Source organism: Fictibacillus sp. b24 (genome assembly GCF_030348825.1).
Lineage (GTDB): Bacteria > Bacillota > Bacilli > Bacillales > Fictibacillaceae > Fictibacillus.
On sequence record NZ_JAUCES010000005.1, the window covers coordinates 878,190 to 901,934 of the forward strand.

General features: G+C 41.6%; 25 protein-coding genes and 1 other RNA gene. 22 read left to right on the forward strand and 4 right to left on the reverse strand.

From position 1 onward, the window contains the following. Nucleotides 1–5 precede the first annotated feature (5 nt). The 4 genes from whiA (at nt 6) to QUF49_RS04365 (ending at nt 4,580) form a co-directional block, all read left to right on the forward strand. A complete protein-coding gene (whiA, locus tag QUF49_RS04350) occupies nt 6–947 on the forward strand; it encodes a DNA-binding protein WhiA (RefSeq protein WP_289494518.1) in 942 nt (313 codons plus the stop codon). Between the two features lie 41 nt (nt 948–988). Beyond that, nucleotides 989–1,246, forward strand: coding sequence for an HPr family phosphocarrier protein (locus QUF49_RS04355; RefSeq protein ID WP_289494519.1), 258 nt, complete (start codon nt 989–991; stop codon nt 1,244–1,246). Nucleotides 1,247–1,921: 675 nt separating this feature from the next. Next, entirely contained in the window at nt 1,922–3,454 is a 1,533-nt protein-coding gene (gene trpE, locus QUF49_RS04360; RefSeq protein WP_289494520.1) for an anthranilate synthase component I, read from the forward strand. A gap of 148 nt (nt 3,455–3,602) precedes the next feature. Further along, nucleotides 3,603–4,580, forward strand: a complete 978-nt coding sequence (locus QUF49_RS04365; RefSeq protein WP_289494521.1) for a zinc-binding dehydrogenase — start codon at nt 3,603–3,605, stop codon at nt 4,578–4,580. Nucleotides 4,581–4,639: 59 nt separating this feature from the next. Here the strand turns inward: QUF49_RS04365 and clpP are convergent, their stop codons facing one another. Both clpP and yvfG read right to left on the reverse strand, forming a co-directional pair. Next, entirely contained in the window at nt 4,640–5,242 is a 603-nt protein-coding gene (clpP, locus tag QUF49_RS04370) for an ATP-dependent Clp endopeptidase proteolytic subunit ClpP (RefSeq protein WP_137791692.1), read from the reverse strand. 218 nt (nt 5,243–5,460) lie between these two features. Then, nucleotides 5,461–5,676, reverse strand: coding sequence for a protein YvfG (gene yvfG / locus QUF49_RS04375; protein ID WP_066245683.1), 216 nt, complete (start codon nt 5,674–5,676; stop codon nt 5,461–5,463). A gap of 337 nt (nt 5,677–6,013) precedes the next feature. Between yvfG and cspD the strand changes: the two genes are divergently transcribed. The 6 genes from cspD (at nt 6,014) to QUF49_RS04405 (ending at nt 12,041) form a co-directional block, all read left to right on the forward strand. Further along, on the forward strand, nt 6,014–6,214 hold the full coding sequence (gene cspD / locus QUF49_RS04380) for a cold-shock protein CspD (RefSeq protein WP_066245685.1): 201 nt from the start codon (nt 6,014–6,016) through the stop codon (nt 6,212–6,214). A 308-nt stretch (nt 6,215–6,522) separates the two neighbouring features. Further along, complete coding sequence (gene rpoN, locus QUF49_RS04385) at nt 6,523–7,848, forward strand: RNA polymerase factor sigma-54 (protein WP_289494522.1); 1,326 nt, start codon at nt 6,523–6,525, stop codon at nt 7,846–7,848. Between the two features lie 246 nt (nt 7,849–8,094). After that, a complete protein-coding gene (locus tag QUF49_RS04390; RefSeq protein ID WP_289494523.1) occupies nt 8,095–8,340 on the forward strand; it encodes a glutaredoxin family protein in 246 nt (81 codons plus the stop codon). 278 nt (nt 8,341–8,618) lie between these two features. After that, the gene (locus QUF49_RS04395) at nt 8,619–9,641 is read left to right on the forward strand and encodes a sugar-binding transcriptional regulator (RefSeq protein ID WP_289494524.1); all 1,023 of its coding nucleotides are present in this window, start codon (nt 8,619–8,621) and stop codon (nt 9,639–9,641) included. Nucleotides 9,642–9,722: 81 nt separating this feature from the next. Continuing rightward, on the forward strand, nt 9,723–10,730 hold the full coding sequence (gap, locus tag QUF49_RS04400; protein WP_066292564.1) for a type I glyceraldehyde-3-phosphate dehydrogenase: 1,008 nt from the start codon (nt 9,723–9,725) through the stop codon (nt 10,728–10,730). Between the two features lie 126 nt (nt 10,731–10,856). Further along, nucleotides 10,857–12,041, forward strand: a complete 1,185-nt coding sequence (locus QUF49_RS04405; protein ID WP_289494525.1) for a phosphoglycerate kinase — start codon at nt 10,857–10,859, stop codon at nt 12,039–12,041. 125 nt (nt 12,042–12,166) lie between these two features. On the opposite strand, the gene QUF49_RS04410 is transcribed toward QUF49_RS04405, so the two are convergent. Next, the gene (locus QUF49_RS04410; protein ID WP_289494526.1) at nt 12,167–12,289 is read right to left on the reverse strand and encodes a hypothetical protein; all 123 of its coding nucleotides are present in this window, start codon (nt 12,287–12,289) and stop codon (nt 12,167–12,169) included. Nucleotides 12,290–12,374: 85 nt separating this feature from the next. Between QUF49_RS04410 and tpiA the strand changes: the two genes are divergently transcribed. The 3 genes from tpiA (at nt 12,375) to eno (ending at nt 16,051) form a co-directional block, all read left to right on the forward strand. Then, nucleotides 12,375–13,133: a triose-phosphate isomerase gene (gene tpiA, locus QUF49_RS04415; RefSeq protein ID WP_289494527.1), complete on the forward strand. Its 759-nt coding sequence runs from the start codon at nt 12,375–12,377 to the stop codon at nt 13,131–13,133. After that, nucleotides 13,130–14,662, forward strand: a complete 1,533-nt coding sequence (gene gpmI / locus QUF49_RS04420) for a 2,3-bisphosphoglycerate-independent phosphoglycerate mutase (RefSeq protein ID WP_289494528.1) — start codon at nt 13,130–13,132, stop codon at nt 14,660–14,662. Before tpiA ends, gpmI begins: the two co-directional genes overlap by 4 nt. A 96-nt stretch (nt 14,663–14,758) precedes the next feature. Further along, nucleotides 14,759–16,051 carry a phosphopyruvate hydratase gene (gene eno, locus QUF49_RS04425; protein ID WP_289494529.1) on the forward strand — a complete coding sequence of 431 codons (1,293 nt, stop codon included), beginning with the start codon at nt 14,759–14,761 and terminating at the stop codon, nt 16,049–16,051. Between the two features lie 133 nt (nt 16,052–16,184). On the opposite strand, the gene QUF49_RS20790 is transcribed toward eno, so the two are convergent. Beyond that, nucleotides 16,185–16,271 carry a putative holin-like toxin gene (locus QUF49_RS20790; RefSeq protein WP_225218726.1) on the reverse strand — a complete coding sequence of 29 codons (87 nt, stop codon included), beginning with the start codon at nt 16,269–16,271 and terminating at the stop codon, nt 16,185–16,187. A 542-nt stretch (nt 16,272–16,813) separates the two neighbouring features. On the opposite strand from QUF49_RS20790, the gene QUF49_RS04430 reads away from it, so the two are divergent. The 9 genes from QUF49_RS04430 to ssrA all read left to right on the forward strand — a co-directional run bounded on the left by QUF49_RS04430 (nt 16,814) and on the right by ssrA (nt 23,702). Then, nucleotides 16,814–17,515, forward strand: coding sequence for an FHA domain-containing protein (locus QUF49_RS04430; RefSeq protein WP_289494530.1), 702 nt, complete (start codon nt 16,814–16,816; stop codon nt 17,513–17,515). 224 nt (nt 17,516–17,739) lie between these two features. Beyond that, nucleotides 17,740–17,994: a hypothetical protein gene (locus QUF49_RS04435; RefSeq protein ID WP_289494531.1), complete on the forward strand. Its 255-nt coding sequence runs from the start codon at nt 17,740–17,742 to the stop codon at nt 17,992–17,994. Between the two features lie 51 nt (nt 17,995–18,045). Beyond that, nucleotides 18,046–18,378, forward strand: coding sequence for a hypothetical protein (locus QUF49_RS04440; protein WP_289494532.1), 333 nt, complete (start codon nt 18,046–18,048; stop codon nt 18,376–18,378). Nucleotides 18,379–18,467: 89 nt separating this feature from the next. Continuing rightward, on the forward strand, nt 18,468–18,707 hold the full coding sequence (secG, locus tag QUF49_RS04445; RefSeq protein ID WP_066239244.1) for a preprotein translocase subunit SecG: 240 nt from the start codon (nt 18,468–18,470) through the stop codon (nt 18,705–18,707). A gap of 141 nt (nt 18,708–18,848) precedes the next feature. Continuing rightward, entirely contained in the window at nt 18,849–19,538 is a 690-nt protein-coding gene (locus QUF49_RS04450) for an alpha/beta hydrolase (RefSeq protein ID WP_289494533.1), read from the forward strand. A gap of 12 nt (nt 19,539–19,550) precedes the next feature. Then, nucleotides 19,551–20,297 carry an alpha/beta hydrolase gene (locus QUF49_RS04455; protein WP_289494534.1) on the forward strand — a complete coding sequence of 249 codons (747 nt, stop codon included), beginning with the start codon at nt 19,551–19,553 and terminating at the stop codon, nt 20,295–20,297. A 57-nt stretch (nt 20,298–20,354) separates the two neighbouring features. Further along, a complete protein-coding gene (gene rnr / locus QUF49_RS04460; RefSeq protein ID WP_394604238.1) occupies nt 20,355–22,646 on the forward strand; it encodes a ribonuclease R in 2,292 nt (763 codons plus the stop codon). A 104-nt stretch (nt 22,647–22,750) separates the two neighbouring features. Beyond that, complete coding sequence (gene smpB, locus QUF49_RS04465; RefSeq protein ID WP_066239234.1) at nt 22,751–23,218, forward strand: SsrA-binding protein SmpB; 468 nt, start codon at nt 22,751–22,753, stop codon at nt 23,216–23,218. A 146-nt stretch (nt 23,219–23,364) separates the two neighbouring features. Continuing rightward, nucleotides 23,365–23,702, forward strand: a transfer-messenger RNA (tmRNA) gene (ssrA, locus tag QUF49_RS04470). Nucleotides 23,703–23,745 lie beyond the last annotated feature (43 nt).

The following is a 23,745-nucleotide window of genomic DNA, read 5'->3' on the forward strand; positions in this document are numbered from 1 at the left end:
TGCAGATGTCTTTTGCTGCAGATACAAAAAAAGAATTAACGCAGCTCGAACTGAAAGATTGCTGTAAAAAAGCTGAGCTGGCTGCTTTAATTCGAATGAATGGTTCCATCTCTTTCAGCAACAGAAAATTGATTCTGGATATTCCGACTGAAAATGCTGCTATCGCAAGAAGAATTTATACGCTGATCAAGCGTGTCTATCCTTATCACGTAGAGCTTTTAGTACGAAAAAAGATGCGCTTGAAAAAGAATAACGTCTACATTGTACGTGTTTCAGAAGAATCAAGAGCATTGTTGGAAGATTTGAAGATTATTGACGGGGCGTTTACGTTTACCCGCAACATTGCAGAGGAATTTAATAAAAAAAGCTGCTGCCGCCGTGCATACATGAGAGGAGCTTTCTTAGCAGGTGGTTCGGTGAATCATCCAGAGACAAGCTATCATCTTGAGATTTTTTCAATGTATGAAGAGCATACGGTTGCATTGGCAGAACTGATGAACAAGTTTAAGCTTAAAGCTAAGGTTCTGGAACGTAAAAAGGGCTATATTATCTATTTAAAAGACGGAGAAAAGATTTCAGAGTTTCTAACCCTGATCGGCGCCCATCATGCTGTTTTGTTCTTTGAGGATATTCGAATTCTAAAGGATATGCGGAACTCGGTGAACCGTCTGGTGAACTGTGAGACGGCAAACCTCAATAAAACGGTAGGTGCTGCCATGAGACAGGTCGAGAATATCAAATTCATCGATGAACAAGTAGGACTTGAAACACTTCCGGATAAATTGCGCGAGATTGCGCAGCTTAGAGTGACTCACCAAGAAATTACCCTTAAAGAACTGGGCGAAATGGTGTCATCCGGCACTGTAAGTAAATCAGGTGTAAATCACCGATTACGCAAGATTGATGAAATAGCAACGAAAATTAGAAGCGGTCAACCCATCAATTGATGTTTTAAATAGAGAGATAAGGTTAGAGGAGGTAAGGTAGAATGGTTGAGAAGATAGTAACCGTACAGTTGAAAAGCGGACTACAAGCACGCCCAGCTGCATTATTTGTTCAAGAAGCAAACCGTTACACGTCTGATGTGTTTGTTGAGAAGGAAGGCAAGAAAGTCAACGCAAAGAGCATCATGGGGATTATGAGTTTAGCCGTAGGATCTGGTGCTGAACTTGTATTAGCTGTTGATGGCCCTGATGAGAATGAAGCGATCGAAGCATTATCGGCTTTTGTTTCAAAAGCAGAATAATTGGGGTCTGACCCCAGACAAATACAAACCGCCGTTTTGTCCATCTCGAATGGACAAACAGCGGTTTTTTTCTATTTCATAGGGTTGGCCTACAAACATCTCCTTATATACTGATAGTAGAGGAAAAGGGAGGCGATTATTTTGCATCATACAAGCTTTATGCATGACTGGTCGTTTGCCGCTGGTTTAACACTCTTGAACATGCTTTTAACCCTATATTTGATCAGACCCCGAAAAAGTACAATAAGGCTCATCTTCTGGGTTTCAATGCTAATTTTTATTCTTCTTTATCCCTTGGCATTAGCAGGTTACACGCTGCAGTATCCACACAGTTCAGGCTTGTTCTTAGGCTTGGCCTTCATGATTACGATTATTTTCAGCCTTATATTATTTTTTAGTGTTTGCTGGGTTTGGGTGATTCGGCACTCCTTTTATCGGTAAGAGATTGAAGCCTAAACAACGGTTGACAGATAAGGGGTAACCCTATATATTTATCACTAATCAGGAGAATAGTAAGAGTTGAGATGAGTGGAGAGAAGAGAGCATAGCTTGAGCTGAGTTGAGAGTAGTTAATCCTGGATTAAACCTCTTTCTTAGTTTATTAATGATGCATTTAATCAGCCTCCGCTGTTACAAGCGAGAGGTTTTTATATTTTTGAAAGAGGTGAGGTATACATGTTTGTACCAACGTTAGAGGAAGTTGTATCTCTATCGAAAGAAAACTATAATGTGATTCCGATCGGTTTTACATATCTATCCGATCATGAAACGTGCATCTCTCAGTTTGAGAGAGTGCGATACGAGCAGCATGCGTTTCTCCTTGAAAGTGTAGAAGGCGGAGAACGGTGGGCTAGATACTCGTATATCGGTAGAAAACCCTTTTTGGTGGTTTCCTCCAAAGGGAACGAAGTCGATCTTAATTTTATAAAAGAAGATGAACACATACAGAAACAAGGTTCTCCTTTAGATATCGTGAAAGAGTATATGTCGCGATACAAATCTCCTAAACACTCTTCTCTGCCTCCGTTCACTGGAGGTGCTGTTGGCTTTTTCGGCTATGACTTGATTCATACGTTTGAAAATGTGCCGAAACCAAAATCATCATCCAACCAAGAAAATGAAATGGAATTTTTGTTCACAGACGAAATCATTGTATTTGATCATCTAAAACAAAAAACCACAATCCTGTGCAATCTGCACGTTTCACCTGATGACAATGAAAAAAACATTCAAAAAAAGTTTAACGACGTTTGCAAGAGAATTCGCGAAACGTATCAAGAGCTGCAGCAACACCCGAAAAGTAAGGCAGTAAACGCAGAACAGCCGATTGCCGTGAAAACAAGCAGCGGAGTTCGCTCTTCTCATACAAAAGAAGAATTCTGTTCCATGGTGAAGCAGGCGAAAGAATACATTCAATCTGGTGATGTTTTTCAAGTCGTATTGTCACAGCGTTTTGAGCAGGAAACAGAAGCGGATCCGTTTGATGTGTACCGGCTTCTGCGTTCCATGAACCCATCACCATATATGTATTATTACAAATCTAACGACACGTATATCGTAGGTGCCTCGCCCGAGCTTCTTGTAAAAGTAGATAACGGATGTGTGGAAAACAGGCCGATTGCGGGAACTCGTCCAAGAGGCAAGACTCGTGAAGAAGACCTTGCGTATGAACAAGACCTGCTCGCAGATGAAAAAGAGCGTGCAGAACATGTCATGCTAGTGGATCTAGGCAGAAACGATGTTGGCCGAGTCAGTGAATTTGGGTCTGTTGAGCTAGATTCTTATATGGAAATCGAGCGGTATTCACACGTAATGCACATGGTTTCACACGTGAAAGGCAGAATGCAAAAAGATAAAGATTTCTTTGATGCTTTGCGCTCGTGCATGCCTGCTGGTACGGTTTCAGGTGCCCCGAAGGTAAGAGCGATGCAGATCATCTCTGAACTGGAAAAGCAATCTCGAGGTGTATATGGAGGCGCTATCGGCTATTTAGGATTCAACGGGCAGATGGACTCGTGCATCGCGATTCGAACAATCGTGTTTCAAGACGGAAAAGCGTATGTACAAGCAGGTGCAGGTGTTGTTGCGGATTCTGTACCTGAACGTGAATACGAAGAAACGGTCAACAAAGCCAAAGCCATGCTGAAAGCAATCGAGGGGGGGACAGACCCCAGACAAATACAAATCCCTGTTTTGTCCATTCAGTGAGGACACCCAACGCATCAAACAACCAAACACATTCGTAGCTTAAAGCCAGCCGCTATGAGCATTTTTCTATTATCACAGCACCAAAATGGATATACTGTCCCTTGTATCATTTTTACCAATCTTAATACTCGTAAAGGGGACTTAATAGATGAAAGCTTTATTGTTACAAGACAAAAACATGTGGCGTGAAATGAAAGTCAGCGAAACAGAAAAACCTGTTCCAGGACCAGGTGAAGTTCTTGTGAAAGTGAAGGCAGCGGGACTTAATCCAGTGGATTATAAAACGGCTACTAACGGAAATCCGAACTGGAGCTATCCTCATATTTTAGGACTAGATGCAGCGGTTGTTATTGAAGGAACAGGTGAAGGAGTTACGGAATTCAAACAAGGAGACCGTGTATTCTATCATGGCAACCTCGCGAAAAAAGGCGGATTCGCTGAATATGCGCTAACTACCGCTCATACGATAGCTAGAATTCCAGATGGATTGTCATTTGAGGAAGCAGCCGCTCTTCCGTGTGCTGGAATGACGGCTTATCAAGCACTATTCCGTAAGATGAACCTGCAAGAAGGTGAAACGATCCTGATCCATGGTGGTGCAGGAGGCGTTGGCGGTTTTGCGATACAGCTTGCTAAACAGGTCGGAGCAACAATCATCACAACATGCTCGCCTGAGAATGAAGAATACGTTAAAAGCTTAGGAGCAGATCACGTCATTTTTTATAAGACAGAAGACGTTCACACGCGCATTATGGAACTGACAAACGATGTGGGTGTAGATGCCGTTCTTGACACGGTTAGCCGAGTGAATGCTACTGAATCGCTAAAAAGCATCGCGTTTAATGGACGGATCGCGTTCATTGCTGGAAATCCGGATTATTCTGCTGTAAAACCCTTCAGCCAAGCGCTCTCTTTTCACGAGATTGCACTAGGTGCTGTTCATTTTTCTAATTCAGTAAAAGCACAAAAAGATCTTGCTCTGATGAACGAAGAATTGGCTAAGCTTGTGGTCGAGGGCAAACTATCAGCTATGATTTCTGAAACAATTACATTAGAAGAAGTACCAGCTGCACTTGCTAAGCTTGCTGAAAGGCACGTTAAAGGAAAAATTGTTGCTGTACTTTAAAAGAACATAAAAAAAACAGGGCTGCTCAATAATGAAGCAGTCCTGTTTTTGTGATGATATTATTTTTTAATGTCTGTGCTGTCTACAGACGTGATTAGTTTATCAACCAATCCATATTTAACAGCATCTTCTGCAAGTAGGAAATTATCACGATCCGTGTCGCGCTCAATCACTTCAAGCGGTTGACCTGTTTTTTCAGACAAGATTTTGTTAAGCTGTTCACGCATTTGAATAATGCGGCGTGCGTGAATTTCGATATCACTCGCTTGGCCGCGTGTTCCGCCAAGTGGCTGGTGAATCATAACTTCTGAATTCGGAAGCACATAACGCTTACCTTTTTCACCTGCTGCTAATAAGAAAGCACCCATAGATGCTGCCATACCGATACAGATTGTGGATACGTGCGGCTTGATGAAATTCATTGTGTCATAAATCGCCATACCAGCTGTGATAGATCCACCCGGGCTGTTTATGTATAACGAGATGTCTTTATCAGGATCTTCAGCAGCCAGGAATAGAAGCTGTGCTACGATTGAGTTAGAAACGTTATCATCGATTGCACTGCCAAGCATAATAATACGGTCTTTTAACAGACGGGAGTAAATATCGTAAGCGCGCTCCCCACGGTTCGTTTGTTCAATAACTGTTGGAATTAAGTTCATGGAAATCCTCCTTCTCCTTTTTCAACTAAACTGTACTGTCATCATACAAAAAAGGTCAAACAAGGTCAAACAATATGCTGTATGTAACTCATTTCGCCAGCATTGCTAAATCTCCTTCTTACACCTTATGTATGGGCTATCATCATAATGCCCGCTAGAAGCAGGATTTTAAACCTCTACATTAGAAAACATTACCCTTAAAACGGTATAATTAAGCTTTAGTTTTCGTTTTTAATTTCAATATAAGCGGTTTCTAAATTACGAATACGGCGCACGATCTCACTGTTTTTATTGAGATTATCATTGATAAGTGTCCCGACAATTGAACGATAATAAGCATTCATCGCATGTGTCTTTGTAAAAACATCTTTGTTTCTTTCAATATATTGCTGAAAATTTTCTTTAAAATAAGGTACTGAAAACGCTTCGCTCACAGTTCATCCTCCTTCACTCAATAAACCAGTTTCTAAAGATGCTACAGGTCTTTATCTATCATAGCCTATTTAAGTGGCCGAGCAAAAGGATATCGAAAATTTCATCCCTTGTTTTGACAATTGAGGTTGGGCATGTTATAGTTAATTCAACCTTTTACGTTGTGAATATGTTTTGGATTTAAAGCGGTCGTACTTTTTGAATAAGAAGTGGAACACTTGAATCCGCTTCTGAATTATTCAGATGAGTGCGCATTTTTTTATGCCTTTTTATTTACATAGTAAGACGGTTAAAAGAGTTAAAACGCTTACAAAAAGCGTTTGTAAGGAGGAAACACCCATGCAAAATGGTAAAGTAAAATGGTTCAACGCTGAAAAAGGTTTCGGCTTCATCGAAGTTGAAGGTGGAAACGATGTATTCGTACACTTTTCTGCAATTCAATCAGAAGGCTTCAAGTCTCTTGAAGAAGGACAAGAAGTATCTTTCGAAATCGTTGATGGCGAGCGCGGACCACAAGCTGCTAACGTAACAAAACTTTAATAGTAAAGTTTAGAATGCCACACTACCTTCGGGCGGTGCTGGCATTTTTTTGTATCTAAGAGGGTATGAAATTGCGGGTGAATTGTATGTTAAATTGTAAGGGGTCTGTCCCGGGGACAGACCCCTTACAATTTAACATACGTGCTTAATCAAGATTCTAATTATACTTAAGCTTGAAGGAACGTTGTGTATTTCTGACAAATACAAATTTTATGAATTTGTATTTGTTTGGGGTCAGACCCCAAATTTTGTAGGATGTACAGCGCTTTCATCTGTAGTATGATGAAAGAATAGGGGAGGGATTTAAGATGGAAATGGGTTTGTTTCAACAACAGAGCATGAATCTTGTCATGACAACGGAATTGCGCCAGGCCATCGCCATTTTACAAGTTCCCAGTTTTGAACTGACATCATACCTTCAAGAGCAGGCATTAGAAAATCCGCTTATTGAAATCGCAGAGCCTAAAGGCATGTTTACAACTTTGAAAAAAAGTGTGCGCAAAAACGGCATGAACAGCCGTACAGATGAAAATCAGCATCTCGAACATTTAATCATCGAAAAAGAAACCCTTTATGACTATCTATATAAGCAGTCCATTCTTCTTCCAATTGAAGAAAAGGATCGCAAACTTTTTCAATATTTACTTTTAAGCATAGATGAAAGCGGTTATCTAACTGTATCCGCTCTAGAAACGGCAGCTAGATTTAATACAACAGTAGAAAAATGTGAAGAGCTTATTAGTCTGCTGCAAACACTTGAACCTGTTGGGATCGGAGCGAGAGATCTAAGAGAGTGCCTCTTACTACAGCTGCGTGAACAACACCTTGAACATACGTTAAGCTACATAATTGTCGATCAGCATTTGGATCAATTAGCTGAAAGAAAAATGAAAACGCTAGCGTCAATTCTGAATGTAACCCCGCAAGAAGTGGAAAAGGCAGCAGATTTTCTGCAAACGCTTGAACCACGTCCGGGGGCGGCGTTTTCGCCAGTAAATGATCAGGCGTATTTATATCCTGACGTCTCTGTCACCGAAGAAAATGGTAAGTTTCACATCTCGGTAAACGAGCAATACTCACCAATCTTAAAACTGAACGACAGTTATGGATCGCTTTTAAACGGAAAAAATGCTACATCAAAATTTCTAGATGATTCTTTTCAAAAATTCAATTGGCTGAAAAAAGCGCTGGAACAAAGAAGAGAAACATTGCTTAACATTACGAAAGAGATCGTCCGGGTACAGGAAACGTATTTTTTAAGCTTTGAAAAATCAGATCTCATACCACTGACTTTAAAAGAAGTAGCAGATGAAATCGGTGTCCACGAATCGACAGTGAGCCGTGCCGTGAAGAACAAAGTACTGCAAACCACTAAAGGAGCTGTGGAACTTAAAAGCTTTTTCACAGCAAAAATCTTTACGCAAGACGGTGGCAGTGCGTCGGCAACCTCTGCTAAAACCGAGATTAAAAAACTAGTAGATAACGAAGATAAACAAAAACCTTTATCTGATCAAATGCTGGCTGCACTCCTTGAAAAAAACAACGGACTATCGATATCCAGAAGAACGGTTGCGAAATATAGGGAAGAGCTTAATATTCCTTCCTCATCCAAACGCAAACGGTATACCTCTTAAAAAGATTTTTTCCACTAGGAGAAAATCTTTTGCTTTTTCAAGGGAAATAGAGGTTAAATCCAGTGGGGATGCACACGGCTTAGTCTCATCCGTTCTTATCACGGAAAACCGGACCATAATCACGGGAAAATGGTTGTCCATCAAGGAAAAAACTGTCCATGTTATAAAAACACCACACTAATAAACAGTAACAACTCAAACATGATAAAATAACAAAAGAAATCCAATCAGAAGGAGACCTCAAAAATGGGTGAAAAAGAAGTCCTTTTTTATACGAAAGTACATTGTCCACTTTGTGATCAGGCACATAAACTATTACAGGAGCTGCAGCAGGAATCTCCTTTTTCCATTGAAGTAATCGACATTTATCAAGATGATGTCCTTCTTGAAAAATACGGGCTTATGATACCTGTAATTGAAGTAGACGGTAAGGAAATTGACTATGGTATCATCTCTAAAGATAAAATAAAGAAAGCGCTTACTAATTTTTAATAAGTAAAAGTTGTTGAAATGTAGTGAAAGTATTTGATAATATAAACTTGCCAGAAAGAAATCTGACACTTTTATGACAAAAAGTGAAAGCTGGCACGTTTTAAAAAAAGACTTTCAGGGTAATCTACAATAGGTAATAATGGAACTTGGGTTTAAACCAAGTTATTTTTACGAGTTAATGGGACAAAAAATGACTAACTGGGACAAAAACTGTCCAACGCATCTAGTCAGATCCCGATAAGCTCTATCGTTATTCCATTAAATCAGGAGAATGTGCAATGAAAAATCTTATAGAGGTTCAAAAGAAATTGCTGCCAGATCTTTTGGAAACGATGCGAAAACGATACAACGTTTTAAATGTGGTAAGAATCCATGAACCTATTGGAAGAAGAAGTTTAGCGTCGACCCTGAATCTGACAGAACGAGTACTGCGCTCAGAAGTTTCCTTTCTAAAAGATCAAGGACTTTTAACCATTCAAACCGCAGGCATGTCATTAACTTCAGAAGGGCATGATATTTTAGTAGAACTTTCTGAAATGATGAAAGAATTGTCAGGTTTGCATGTTTTAGAATCAGATCTTAAGGAAATGTTAAATCTGTCAGAAGTTATCGTTGTACCAGGTGACAGTGATCAAGATGCTTGGGTGAAAAATGATATGGGTAAGGCGGCGGTGGACCGGTTGAAGCGTCAGCTGTCAGCAAGTAACATCATCGCAGTAACGGGCGGAACAACGCTCGCTTCAGTAGCTGAAATGATGTCACCTATTCAAAAAGGTCAGCAATTGTTGTTTGTACCTGCCCGCGGCGGACTTGGTGAAAAAGTGGAAAACCAAGCGAACACCATTTGTTCCACGATGGCTCAGAAAGCCAATGGAGAATACCGGCTTCTTCATTTGCCTGATCAGTTGAGCAAAGAAACTTATCTTTCTCTGATGGCTGAACCAGGTGTCAAAGAAGTCATGGAGCTCATACATTCCGCTGGTATAGTGCTTCACGGGATTGGCGATGCTAAAACAATGGCGGTACGCAGGAACTCTAGTTCTTCACTGCTTCAAAAGCTGGATGAAGAAAAAGCCGCAGCAGAAGCGTTTGGCTATTATTTTAACCAGCAGGGTGAAGTGGTTCACCGCGTTCGTACGATTGGCTTGCAGCTGGATGAGCTGCAGAACAGTGATTTCATCATGGCGGTAGCAGGCGGGTCTTCTAAATCCGATGCGATTGCAGCATTCATGAAACACGGTCCGAAAAAGGTTTTAATCACGGACGAAGGAGCTGCCCGGCAATTATTGGGTCGCCCGTAAGTTCATTTTCATTTTGTTATTAAGGGGTTTTCCCTTTATATAAAAAATAAATTCTCTCTTAAATCAAGGAGGTCATTTTACATGGCAACAAAGATTGGTATTAATGGTTTCGGTCGTATTGGCCGTAATGTATTCCGCGCAGCATTCAACAACCCAGAGGTAGAAGTTGTAGCTGTAAACGACTTAACAGATGCAGACACACTTGCTTTCCTTTTAAAGCATGACACTGTTCATGGCAAGTTCGCTGGTTCTGTAGAAGTTAAGGAAAATGCACTTATTGTAGATGGCAAAGAAATTAAAGTTCTAGCTGAACGCGATCCAGCACAACTTGGCTGGGGAGATCTTGGTGTAGAAGTAGTTGTTGAATCAACTGGACGCTTCACAAAGCGTGCTGACGCTGCTAAACACTTAGAAGCTGGCGCTAAAAAAGTAATCATTTCTGCTCCTGCTTCAGATGAGGATATCACTGTAGTTCTTGGTGTTAACGAAGACAAGTACGATGCAGCTAGCCACGATGTAATTTCTAACGCATCTTGTACTACTAACTGTCTTGCACCATTCGCAAAAGTTCTTCACGAAAAATTCGGCGTGAAGCGCGGTATGATGACAACTGTTCACTCATATACAAACGATCAGCAAATTCTAGATCTTCCACATAAAGATCTTCGTCGTGCTCGTGCGGCAGCTGAGAACATCATTCCTACTTCAACTGGTGCTGCAAAAGCGGTATCTCTAGTACTTCCTGAACTAAAAGGAAAGCTTAACGGTATGGCAATGCGTGTTCCAACTCCAAACGTATCTCTAGTTGACTTAGTTGTTGAATTAGACAAAGAAGTTACAGTTGACGAAGTAAATGCTGCACTTAAAGCAGAAGCTGAAGGCAACCTTAAAGGAATCCTTGGATATTCTGAAGAGCCGCTTGTATCTACTGACTACAATGGCGACACTCACTCTTCTACAATCGATGCTCTTTCCACTATGGTTATGGAAGGAAACATGGTTAAAGTAGTATCTTGGTATGACAACGAAACTGGATACTCAAACCGCGTTGTAGATTTAATTGACTATATCGCTAAAAAAGGACTTTAATAGATAGAGAAGAACAATAAGGAGGGGGAGAAGTCTTTTCAAGCAGGCTTCTACTCCTCTTTCCCATGTAAAATCTGGGATTGTCATTCTTTTAATCTTTTTGACTAGTCAGGAGGCTGCATACTTATGAACAAAAAAAGTGTTCGTGACATCGATCTAAAAGGCAAAGTGGTATTTTGCCGAGTTGATTTTAACGTACCGATGAAAGATGGAAGCATTACGGATGAAACGCGTATCAACGCTGCTCTTCCAACCATCAAATACTTAACAGAGCAAGGCGCAAAAGTTCTTTTAGCAAGCCACTTGGGCCGTCCAAAAGGACAGGTTGTTGAAGAGCTTCGTTTAGATCCTGTAGCTCAGCGTTTAAGCGATCTTCTTGGAAAAGAAGTTGTTAAAACGGATGAAGCATACGGAGAAGAAGTTGAAAAAGCAGTTTCTAACCTTCCAGAAGGCGGCGTTATCCTTCTTGAGAATGTTCGTTTCTACCCTGGTGAAGAGAAGAACGATCCTGAGTTAGCACAAAAGTTTGCTGCACTCGCTGATGTGTACGTAAACGATGCTTTCGGAGCAGCACACCGTGCGCATGCTTCAACAGAAGGAATTGCAAAACATCTTCCGGCCGTTTCAGGCTTGTTGATGGAAAAAGAACTTGAAGTGCTTGGCAAAGCTCTATCAAATCCTGACCGTCCTTTCACTGCGATCATTGGCGGTGCAAAAGTAAAGGACAAGATTGACGTAATTGACAATCTTTTAGATAAAGTTGACAACCTGATCATCGGTGGTGGTTTAGGGTATACATTCATTAAGGCGCTTGGCCATGATGTAGGGAAGTCTCTTTTAGAGGAAGATAAGATTGAAACAGCTCGTGGTTTCATGGAAAAAGCGAAAGAAAAAGGCGTAAACTTCCTTATTGCAGAAGATGTACTAGTAGCTGACGACTTTTCAAATGAGGCTAACACAAAAGTAGTCGACATCGATTCAATCCCATCAGACTGGGAAGGTCTTGATATCGGAACGAAAACAATTGAAAAGTACGTAAAGGTTATTAAAGAATCGAAGCTTGTAATATGGAACGGGCCAATGGGTGTGTTTGAGATCGACGCATTCGCAAACGGTACTCGTTCAGTTGCAAACGCACTAGCAGAAGCAACAGACACGTACAGCGTTATCGGCGGCGGAGACTCAGCGGCAGCAGTTGAGAAGTTCGGTCTTGCTGACAAGATGAGCCACATCTCAACAGGCGGCGGTGCTTCCCTTGAGTTCATGGAAGGTAAAGAGCTTCCAGGCGTTGTAGCTTTAAATGACAAGTAAGCTTTCGTGGGCGGTTGATTTCCGCTCCAGGTGCTTCGCTTTCCGCGGGGCAGACGGTGAGCCCCTTGACGCTTTGCGCCTTTAAGGGTCTCACCTGTCTAGTTGCAGTGGCTAGCCCCTCGAGGTCAAAAGTTAAATGGACCATAAGGCAAAGTGCGCCTTCTAGCCCATTCACCTTTTGCTTGTCGGTGCTGAACGAGCCACTTCCACTTTTCGGGCTGACCGCTTGTCCCGCAGGAGTCTCGCACCTTGCACTCCAATCAACTTTTCAATGAAGTTTGAGAATGACTTTTAGTACTACTCTAAAAGAAACACTTTTAAGAGGTGAAAAGAATGCGTAAACCTATTATTGCAGGTAACTGGAAAATGAATAAAACATTGTCAGAAGCACGCAGTTTTGTAGAAGAAGTGAAAGGTCTTGTTCCTTCAGCTGAAGCTGTTGACTCTGTAATCTGTGCACCTGCTCTTTTCCTTGACTGCTTAGCAGACGAAGCGGAAGGCACACCACTTGCGATTGGTGCACAAAACATGCACTTCGAAGAGAGCGGTGCTTTCACTGGTGAGATCAGCCCTGTTATGTTAAAAGACCTAAACGTTCAATATGTTATTCTTGGGCATTCTGAGCGTCGTGAACTTTTTGGAGAAACAGATGAGCTGGTTAACCAAAAAACACATGCTGCATTTAAGCATGGTCTGACTCCAATCGTTTGTGTCGGTGAAACGCTCGAACAGCGTGAAGCGGACAAGACGAAGAACGTTGTAAAAGAACAGACTGAAAAAAGTTTATCTGGTTTGACAGACGAGCAGATGAAACAAACGGTAATCGCATACGAGCCGGTTTGGGCAATCGGAACAGGCAAAACAGCATCTTCTGAAGATGCAAACGAAGTATGTGCTTACATCCGCAGTGTTGTAGCAGACCAATTCTCTCAAGATGTTGCAGATGCTGTTCGTATTCAATACGGAGGCAGCGTGAAGCCTGACAACATTAAAGAATTAATGGGTATGTCTGATATTGATGGCGCTTTGGTTGGCGGAGCTAGCCTTGAGCCGAAATCTTACCTTCAGCTTCTGGAGGGCGTTAGCCGATGAGTAAAAAACCAGTAGCTTTAATCATCTTAGACGGTTTTGCTTGCCGTAATGAAGACAAAGGTAATGCTGTTGCACAAGCGAAAAAGCCCAACTTTGACCGCTACTGGGAAACGTATCCGCACGCTCAACTAACAGCTAGTGGGGAAGCCGTTGGACTTCCTGAAGGTCAGATGGGTAATTCAGAAGTGGGTCACTTAAACATTGGTGCAGGACGTATTGTCTACCAAAGTTTAACTCGCGTGAATCTATCGATCAAAGAAGGAGATTTTTACGAAAATCAAACGTTTATTGATGCGATGGACCATGTGAAAAAGACCGGTAAAGCACTTCATATCTTTGGGTTGCTTTCTGATGGAGGAATTCACAGCCACATCGAACACATTCTTTCACTATTAGAACTAGCTAAAAAGCAGAACGTGGAAAAAGTATATCTGCACGGATTCTTGGACGGGCGTGATGTACCGCCGCAATCTGCTAAAGGCTACATTCAAAGAACAGTGGATAAGATGAATGAGCTTGGTGTTGGTGAGATCGCAACACTTTCTGGCCGCTACTATTCAATGGACCGTGATAAGCGTTGGGACCGAGTTGAAAAATCATACCGCGCTATGGTTTATGGTGAGGGACCAGATTACAAAGATCCGTTTGAAGTGGTTGAAGACTCGTACAGCAACGGCGTTCATGATGAATTCGTTCTTCCGTCTGTTTTGAAAAAAGAAAACGGAGAACCTGTTGCGACGGTTCAAGATGGAGATGCAGTCATCTTCTGTAACTTCCGTCCTGACCGTGCCATCCAAATTTCACAAGTGTTTACGAACGAAGATTTCCGTGGATTCGACCGCGGAGAAGCTTTCCCGAAAAACCTTCACTTCGTATGTTTAACACACTTTAGTGAAACAGTAGATGGTGACGTAGCATTCAAACCTACGAACCTAGACAATACACTGGGCGAAGTTTTATCACAGCAAAACTTCAAACAGCTTCGTATTGCTGAAACAGAAAAGTATCCGCACGTAACGTTCTTCTTCAGCGGAGGGCGTGAAGCAGAGTTTCCTGGTGAAACGCGTATTCTAATCGATTCGCCAAAAGTGGCAACGTACGACTTAAAGCCAGAGATGAGTGCTTATGAAGTAACGGATGCGCTTGTTGGAGAGATTGAAGCAGATAAGCACGATGCGATCATCTTAAACTTTGCCAACCCTGACATGGTAGGTCACTCAGGCATGCTTGAGCCTACGATCAAAGCGGTTGAAACAGTGGATGAGTGCTTAGGAAAAGTAGTCGATGCAATCCTGGCAAAAGGCGGCGCAGCGATTATTACAGCTGACCATGGTAATGCTGATGAAGTGATTACGATGGAAGGCAATCCGATGACAGCTCATACGACAAACCCTGTACCTGTAATTGTTACGCAAGAAGGATTAGAACTGCGTCAAGACGGAATCTTGGCCGACCTTGCACCAACAGTTTTAAACCTTTTAGGCGGCGATCAGCCAAAAGAAATGACGGGTAAAACGTTAATTAAATAGGGTACTTTAATGGAATATGTACAAAGGGCCCTTGTGCGTATTGCCGGAAATGCTTTATTCTCAAATTACATTTTCTTATAAAAAGGAGAGACAATTATGTCAGCAATTATTGAAATTTATGCTCGCGAAGTTCTAGACTCTCGCGGTAACCCAACAGTTGAAGTAGAAGTTTACACAGAATCAGGTGCTTTCGGACGCGCGATCGTTCCATCTGGTGCTTCTACAGGTGAATACGAAGCAGTTGAGCTTCGTGATGGCGACAAAGAACGCTACCTTGGAAAAGGTGTACTTAACGCAGTAAACAACGTAAACGAAAACATCGCTCCAGAACTTATCGGTTTTGACGTACTAGACCAAGTAGGAATCGACCAAACGTTGATCGAGCTTGATGGTACTGAAAACAAGGGCAAGTTAGGCGCTAACGCAATCCTTGGAGTTTCCATGGCTGTTGCTCACGCTGCTGCTGACTTCCTAAACGTACCTCTTTATATGTACCTTGGAGGATTCAACTCTAAAACTCTTCCAGTTCCTATGATGAACATCTTGAACGGTGGAGAGCACGCTGATAACAACGTAGACATTCAAGAATTCATGGTTATGCCTGTTGGTGCTGAAAGCTTCCCTGAAGCACTTCGCATGGGTACTGAAATTTTCCACAGCTTAAAAGCAGTTCTTAAAGAAAAAGGCTTAAACACAGCTGTAGGTGACGAAGGTGGATTCGCTCCTAACCTTGGTTCAAACGAAGAAGCTCTTCAAACAATCATGGAAGCGATCGAAAAAGCGGGTTACAAGCCAGGTGAAGAAGTTCGCCTTGCAATGGACGTTGCAGCTTCTGAATTGTTCAACAAAGAAGACGGTAAATACCACCTTTCAGGTGAAGGTGTTGTTAAATCATCTGAAGAAATGGTTGCTTTCTACGAAGATCTTGTTAGCAAATATCCGATCGTTTCAATCGAAGACGGTCTTGACGAAAACGACTGGGATGGCTTCAAGCTATTAACAGAGCGTATCGGTGACCGCGTACAGCTTGTTGGTGACGACTTGTTCGTAACAAACACAACAAAGCTTTCTGAAGGTATCGAAAAAGGAATCGGTAACTCGATCCTTATCAAAGTTAACCAAATCGGTACGTTGACTGAAACATTCGACGCGATCGAAATGGCTAAACGTGCTGGTTACACAGCAGTTATCTCTCACCGTTCTGGTGAATCAGAAGACAGCACAATCGCTGACATCGCTGTTGCGACAAACGCTGGACAAATCAAAACAGGTGCTCCTTCACGTACTGACCGTGTTGCGAAGTACAACCAGCTTCTTCGCATCGAAGACGAGCTAGGCAACCTAGCTGTATACCCAGGAATGAACGCATTCTACAACCTAAAAAAATAATTGGGGTCTGACCCCAAACAAAGACAAACTCGCCATTTTGTCTTTCTGAAAAAGACAGCCCCCGGATCAGGCGCATTAAGCGCCGATCTGGGGGCTGTCTTCATTTCAGGCTGGTAAAGGATTTCCCTGCTGATTATCGAGAGCGATTGTTAGAATGAAGGATAGTAACAATGAGCATTGAGAAACTGATCATGAGCGACATCGTTTCAAAAACAGTCATCTTGATCCCTCCAATCTTGTTACCATTAAGGTGCGTAAAAGCAGGGTTGTCCTATTCAAAAATTGAAAAATATGGGTAAAAAGGCTTGTTTTATATCATTAAAAACTAATACTAAAAAATGGGCGACTTAGCAATCAAGTTAAGGGCATAACTTGAGTTTATGAGCGATTCCAAAGATATACGAGCGATTCTAAAGATTAATGAGCGATTCCAAAGATTTACGAGCGATTCCAAAGATTTATGAGCGATTCTCAAACTTTATGAGCGATTCTCAGTTTTTATGAGCGATTCTCAAGTTTTACGAGCGATTCTCAAGTTTTACGAGCGATTCCTATATTTCATGCCAATTCTCATAACTAGCACCGCAATCAAATTCACTTGCTTTTTACGAATTTTGATCCCCTCTCGACATCAAGGGGAGCATTAATATGAATCTTTAGATACAAAAGAACAGTTGGCAATCTCATAATCCTTCTATTTTTACGGAAAATCATTTAAAATGCTTATAACAAGTTCTTGTCTGATGTACGGGGGAATTATATATGAAAGATAGTTTATACATAAGAATCGAAGCAGGAGATCCATATGACACGGGGAGCCTCATGCCGCTTAAGCCCGATGGTGAAACGTTAACCTTTGGGCGATCATCACAAACGAACGACACGGATGTTTCGTTTATCAGTCCATACGTGTCTCGCCTGCACGCCGAAATCTATCTGCAAGATGGGGTACCTTTTATAAAAGATTTAGACTCGAAACACGGGACAGCGCTAAATAATAATCTTTTAGAACCAAATATGCCAAAACAGCTTCAATCTGGAGATGTAATCAGTCTAGCGAAAGGTGTTATCCTGTTAACCTACTTGAATACACAAACCGATGAAACAGATCTCACCATGGAATTCACATCGCCCATCCAGCCTGCAGAAACACAAATTACGAACGGACTTCACATTATTCCTGAACGCCGCCAAATCTCAATTGACGGTGAACAACTCTTTTTATCAGGTAAACACACAGATCTTCTTGTGTTTCTTTATCGGAAAAAGAACCAGGCCGTAAGCAGTGATGAAATTAAGATTCACATCTGGCCGGAAAGAATGGTTCCTGGATCAAACGAAATACCTGACGTTGGGAACGACGAGATCAATGCTCTTGTTTACCGTCTGCGGAAAAAGCTGGGTCCTTATGGAGATTCAATCGTTACAGTCCCGCGTTATGGTTATATGCTTCAAATCAATTAAATCAACGAATCAAAAACCTGCTAGAACATCACGTTCAGCAGGTTTTTTCTTTTCGCTCTCAACTCATGAAACGTTAAATTAATTATCTGAAACTTATCATGTTCGTATGAGAAAGAAATCATGATAAATCCATTTTAGACGAAGCTAAAAGAGAGTAAATTAAGTAAAAGGAAAAAACTCCTTTAAAAATGATGTTTCTTCTAAATAGGTGTGGTGAAAGTTATATGAGGGTAGAGGAAAATAGACAGCATCGCAGAGGCAGAGTATATCGGTTTAAACTATATCGCGGATTTATCATTCTCTTATTTACTATTTTATTGATTAGAACCTATGACCTGCAGATTACAAATGGTGAAAAAGCACGTTTGAAATCAGAAACGTATGAAGATGTTGTCATAAAGAAATCCATATTCAATGACCACTATTACTCTTCTAAAGAAGACACACCACTAGAAACAGACATAAATTTAAACAAGTGACAGTAAAATGAATATGGGGGATGTCCCCATAAATGCGAAGAGGGGATGTTTATGATGCAGCCACTTAAACAAGAATCTTCGGATGGTGCAGAAAAAAAACAAGAAAAATTGAACCCGATCAGCTTTATAGGAAAAGTGAAAGAATCCAATGGCCATGTATTTACCATCTATCATAAAAAAACAGTGATGAACGTAAAACTGGACTCCAAAACAGAGCTCCTGGATGGGGACAAAACACTCGATATTGCACCAGATGAAGCAGTACAGCCAGGTGCTACCGTTCAAGTAGTAGGTCTGTTAAACAAAAGACTAAATGTAATAAAAGCTCTGCGTCTTTATATTTTTCATAAGGAATTTGATATTAATTACTTAGGAACAAATTAACGAAGGTTCTGAAAAAAGCTTTGCCTCGTCCCTTCTAGTTATGATACATTTATAGTAATGTAACGAGGAACGGTGGAGGTGTAACATACATGCTAACAGCAGCAAAAATCCTTCTTATTTTAGTATCATTAGCTTTAATCGTAGTCGTTGTTCTTCAATCAGGTCGTTCGGCTGGATTATCAGGCGCGATTACAGGTGGAGCTGAGCAGCTTTTTGGTAAACAAAAAGCGCGTGGTATCGACGCATTGCTAAGTAAGTTAACGATCATTCTTGCAGTGTTGTTCTTCATTTTAACGATTTCAGTAGCATACTTCATTCCGATGAACTAATGAACAGCTAAAAACAACAGGTGGACAATCCGCTTGTTGTTTTTTTATTCCCTAAAAACGCCGCTCACCCTTTCCCAGAGTGGATGTGATATGATTTGATACGTACATAAAAGGGTAACCTAAAGTCAAAAAGGTGGTAGCATGATCGGTTGTCTATGTTTGCATGGCTTTACAGGCGGGCCTTATGAAATCGAGCCAATCACAGAGTATTTACAGAAACATACGGATTGGCTGTTATCTGTTCCTACATATCCTGGACACGGAACAGAGCTTTCTTTAAAAGGAAGAACCCATACTGAATGGCTTGATGAAGCTGAAAAGGCTTATTTAGAACTCCGTGAAAAAGTGGAAACCATCTATATCGTCGGTTTTTCGATGGGCGGTATGATCGCGGGCTACTTAGCGTCTAAATATGGCTGCGACAAATTAATCTTATTGAATGCAAGTGCGTATTACTTAAATCCTGCACAGATGATTAAAGATCTTGCCAATATGATGATCTCTGGCTTTAACGGTCAGCTAAAGGATCATGAACTTTACAAAAGGTACAGAAAGAAATTTCTTGATACACCTTTTAGTGCAACAAGAGAGTTTCGAAAACTTGTAAAGCTGATCAAACCGGAATTTTCACAAGTTTCAGCACCTACATTGATTGTTCAAGGAGAATGCGATGGCCTTGTTCCAAGAAAAAGTGCTGAGTTTTTATACGGAACTATAGCAGCTTCCAATAAGCGGATCTGCTACTTTAAAGAATCAAAGCACATGATTTGTCATGACGTAGAAAAAGAACAATTAATCGATGAAGTATATCAATTTTTAATGAATGAATAGGAGAGAAGTTTCATGAAAATCACAGCACCAAAACCGTTTTTCTTTGAAGGAGGAAAGCGGGCAGTCTTAATGCTGCACGGGTTTACCGGCAGTTCAGCAGATGTACGAATGATGGGGAGATTTCTGCAGAAGAAGGGGTATACGTGTCATGCCCCTCAGTATAAAGGTCATGCCGTTCCCCCTGAGGAATTAGTACACACTGGCCCTGAAGACTGGTGGGAAGATGTGATTGGCGGCTACAATCACCTAAAAGAAAAAGGATTTGATGAAATTGCAGTATGCGGGCTTTCTTTAGGTGGAGTATTCTCACTTAAGCTGGCAACGGAACAGCCTGTAAAAGCCGTGATCCCAATGTGTGCACCGATGTCGATCAAAAGTGAAGAAGTGATGTATAAAGGGGTTTGCGAGTACGCTGAAGAATATAAAAAGCGTGAACAGAAAGCGCCTGAACAGATAGAGCAGGAAATGGAAGAATTCAAGAAAACACCGATGAATACATTAAAAGCACTTCAAGATCTCATTCAAAGCGTAAGAAATTCTGTTGATCTCGTATACGCACCCACGTTTGTTGTGCAGGCTAGACATGATGAGATGATTAACACAGATTCTGCAAATATTATTTATGAAGAAGTAGAAAGTGAAAAGAAAGATCTAAAATGGTATGAAAATTCAACACATGTGATTACATTAGATAAGGAAAAAGAACAGCTGCATGAAGATGTTTATGCTTTCTTAGAAGACCTCGACTGGTCAGAATAGATCTTTTTCCCTTTAAAAGGAGGTCAGTTTTTGGATAAACTGCAAATACTCCAGCTCATGAAAGAATCGGAAAAACCGATGACAGTGACAGAGATTGAAGAAGCTCTTCAACTTCCTGATGCTGAAGCTTTCAAGAAACTGGTTTTAACACTTAACGAACTAGAAGATGAAGGATCTGTTGTCCGAACACGCACGAACCGCTATGGACTGCCTGAAAAAATGAGTCTCATCAAAGGACGCGTTCAAGGCCACGCGAAAGGCTTTGCTTTTTTGATTCCTGAAGAGAGCGAGCAAAAAGACGTATACATCTCACAATCTGATATGAACGGTGCGATGAGCGGTGATACGGTTTTAGTACGATTAAATCAAACATCTTCCGGTTCTCGTCCAGAGGGGACCATTATCCGTATTTTAGAACGCGGCGTAACAGAAGTTGTTGGTACGTTCCAAGAAAGCCGTAAATTCGGTTTTGTTGTCGCTGATGATAAACGTATCCCAAATGATATCTTTATCCCAGCAGATGGGGTTAATGGTGCTGTAGAAGGTCATAAAGTTTTAGTGAAGATTACGAAATACCCAGAAGGCAGAAACAGTGCTGAAGGAGAGATCATCCATATCATCGGTCATAAAAACGACCCTGGTGTAGACATCATCTCCGTTATTTTTAAGCACGGTCTGCCAAGGGAGTTTCCAGAAGAAGCATTGGAGCAGGCGCATAATACACCGGATGTCATTGATCCGAACGATATTGAAGGACGCCGCGATCTTCGCAGCGAAACGATTGTAACGATAGATGGAGCGGACGCAAAAGACCTCGATGACGCGGTTCATGTAATCAAGCTGCCAAACGGCCATTACAAGCTTGGTGTACATATCGCAGATGTTACCCATTACGTAACAGAGGATTCTCCCATTGATAAAGAGGCACAAGAACGCGGTACGAGTGTGTACTTAGTCGATCGAGTAATTCCGATGATTCCACATCGCCTGTCAAACGGGATTTGTTCATTGAATCCGAAAGTGGACCGCTTAACGATTTCGTGTGAAATGGAGATCAATCATGACGGTGAAGTGATCAAACACGAAATCTTCCCAAGTGTGATTAAAACAACAGAACGAATGACGTATACAGATGTCCGTAAGATTTTGCAGGATGAAGATGAGGAAGTTTCAAAACGTTATGAACCATTGATTCCGTTTTTCAAACTGATGGGAGAACTAGCAGAAGTTCTCCGTAAAAAACGTTTTGCCCGCGGTGCAATTGATTTTGATTTTTCAGAAGCTAAAGTGCTTGTTGATGAGAACAGCGATCCGCAAGACGTTGTTCTACGTGAACGTTCAGTTGCTGAAAAGCTGATTGAAGAATTCATGCTTTGTGCGAACGAAACCGTTGCTCAGCATTTTCATGAACTTGAGCTTCCGTTCATGTACCGAATTCATGAAGACCCAGATGAAGGCAAGCTAGAGCGTTTCTTAGAGTTTATCAGCATGTTCGGCTATGCTTTAAAAGGAACCGCGAGCGATATTCACCCTCGCAGTCTTCAACAGCTTCTCGAGACCGTAAAAGGCGAGCCTGAAGAAATGGTAATCTCAAAAATCATGCTTCGTTCCATGAAGCAAGCTAAGTATGATCATATGTCACTTGGCCACTATGGTTTGGCGACTGAGTTCTATACGCATTTCACATCACCAATCAGACGTTATCCGGACTTAATCGTACACCGATTGATCCGCACGTATCTGTTCAAAAAAGATACTGGCCCAAAAACGGTCAGTCATTGGAAAGCAGAACTGCCAGGGATCGCGAAGCACTCTTCAGCGATGGAACGCCGTGCAGTTGATGCGGAGCGTGAAACAGATGAACTCAAAAAAGCACAGTTCATGCTCGATAAAGTTGGAGAAGAGTTTGACGGTGTAATCAGTTCAGTTACAAACTTCGGATTGTTTGTGGAACTGCCGAACACGATTGAAGGACTTGTTCACGTTAGCTACTTAACGGACGACTATTATCGCTTTGACGAAAAGTTTATGGCGATGATCGGTGAACGAACAGGTAACGTATTCCGTATCGGTGATGAGATCTCCATTCGTGTTGTAAACGTAAACGTTGATGAGCGCTCGATTGATTTTGAAATTGTGGGTATGAAAGGCACGCCTCGCAAGCGCCATAAAGATCGTCAGCAGGTAATCGACATTGGTGATACTCCAAAACGAGGCAGGGGCAGACGCAGCAAGAATCGCAAAAATGAGTCCGATCGTTCCAGCGGTCCACAAGATTCAAAGAAGGGCAAGAAAAAACCTTTCTATAAGCCTGTTGCTAAAAAGAAAGGCAAGAAAAAGAAGAAATAAGCAGGTTGACTTGTCAAGGTTCATCTCAAGTGGTGAACCTTGACGTTATTTGACCATATTGCTATAATTAAAGTTCACTTGCTGTGGGGAGGATTGAGTTTTACATGCCAAAAGGAGAAGGGAAAGTAGTCGCACAGAATAAGAAAGCGCGGCACGATTACCACGTTGAAGAAACATTTGAAGCTGGAATTGTCCTTCAGGGCACGGAGATTAAATCCATTCGCGCAGGCAGGGCAAATTTAAAAGATTCCTTTGCACGTGTGCAAAATGGCGAGTTGTTTTTACACAACATGCACATTAGCACCTACGAACAAGGTAACCGTTACAATCATGATCCGCTGCGAACACGTAAGCTGCTTTTGCATCGCAAAGAGATCAACAAGCTGTTAGGTGCTACAAAAGAACAAGGGTACTCGATTGTTCCTTTGAAAATGTATCTGAAGAATGGTTTTGCTAAACTTTTGATTGGTTTGGCAAAAGGTAAAAAGCATTACGATAAGCGTGACGATTTAAAAAAGAAGGATGCGAAGCGCGAAATTGAGCGTGCATTCCGAGATCGTCAAAAAGCATAATTGGTTCTTCTTACAGGAACTTACAATTGAGACGAAACTTCAAAAATGTTATACTGAGTTTACAAGTGAATAAGAGCAAATAAGCTTTTATCTCTCCGGTAGCGGCAAAATTAATTTTTTGCATACCATTTTATAAATGGGGACGTTACGGATTCGACAGGGGTAGTTTGAGCTTAAGTTGCGAGTCGAGGGGGTCGGCCTCGTTAAAACGCCACAGCCAATAACTGGCAAACAAAACAACAACTTAGCTTTAGCTGCGTAATAGCACTTTAGCTGTTCCTCCCTCCATCGCCCATGTGGTAGGGTAAGGGACTCACTCTTAGTGGGCTACGCCGGTTGTCCTCCGCCTGAGGACGAAGGAAGAGAATAATCAGGCTAGCGATCTGGACGCCTGTCGGCTGGCAGATGGATCCGCGAAATACGAATAAACCGACTACACTCGTAGAAGCTTAAGTGCCAATATCTTTGGACGTGGGTTCGATTAGTAATTAGTCGCCTTGTGTGGTAACACATAAGTGATAATTCGG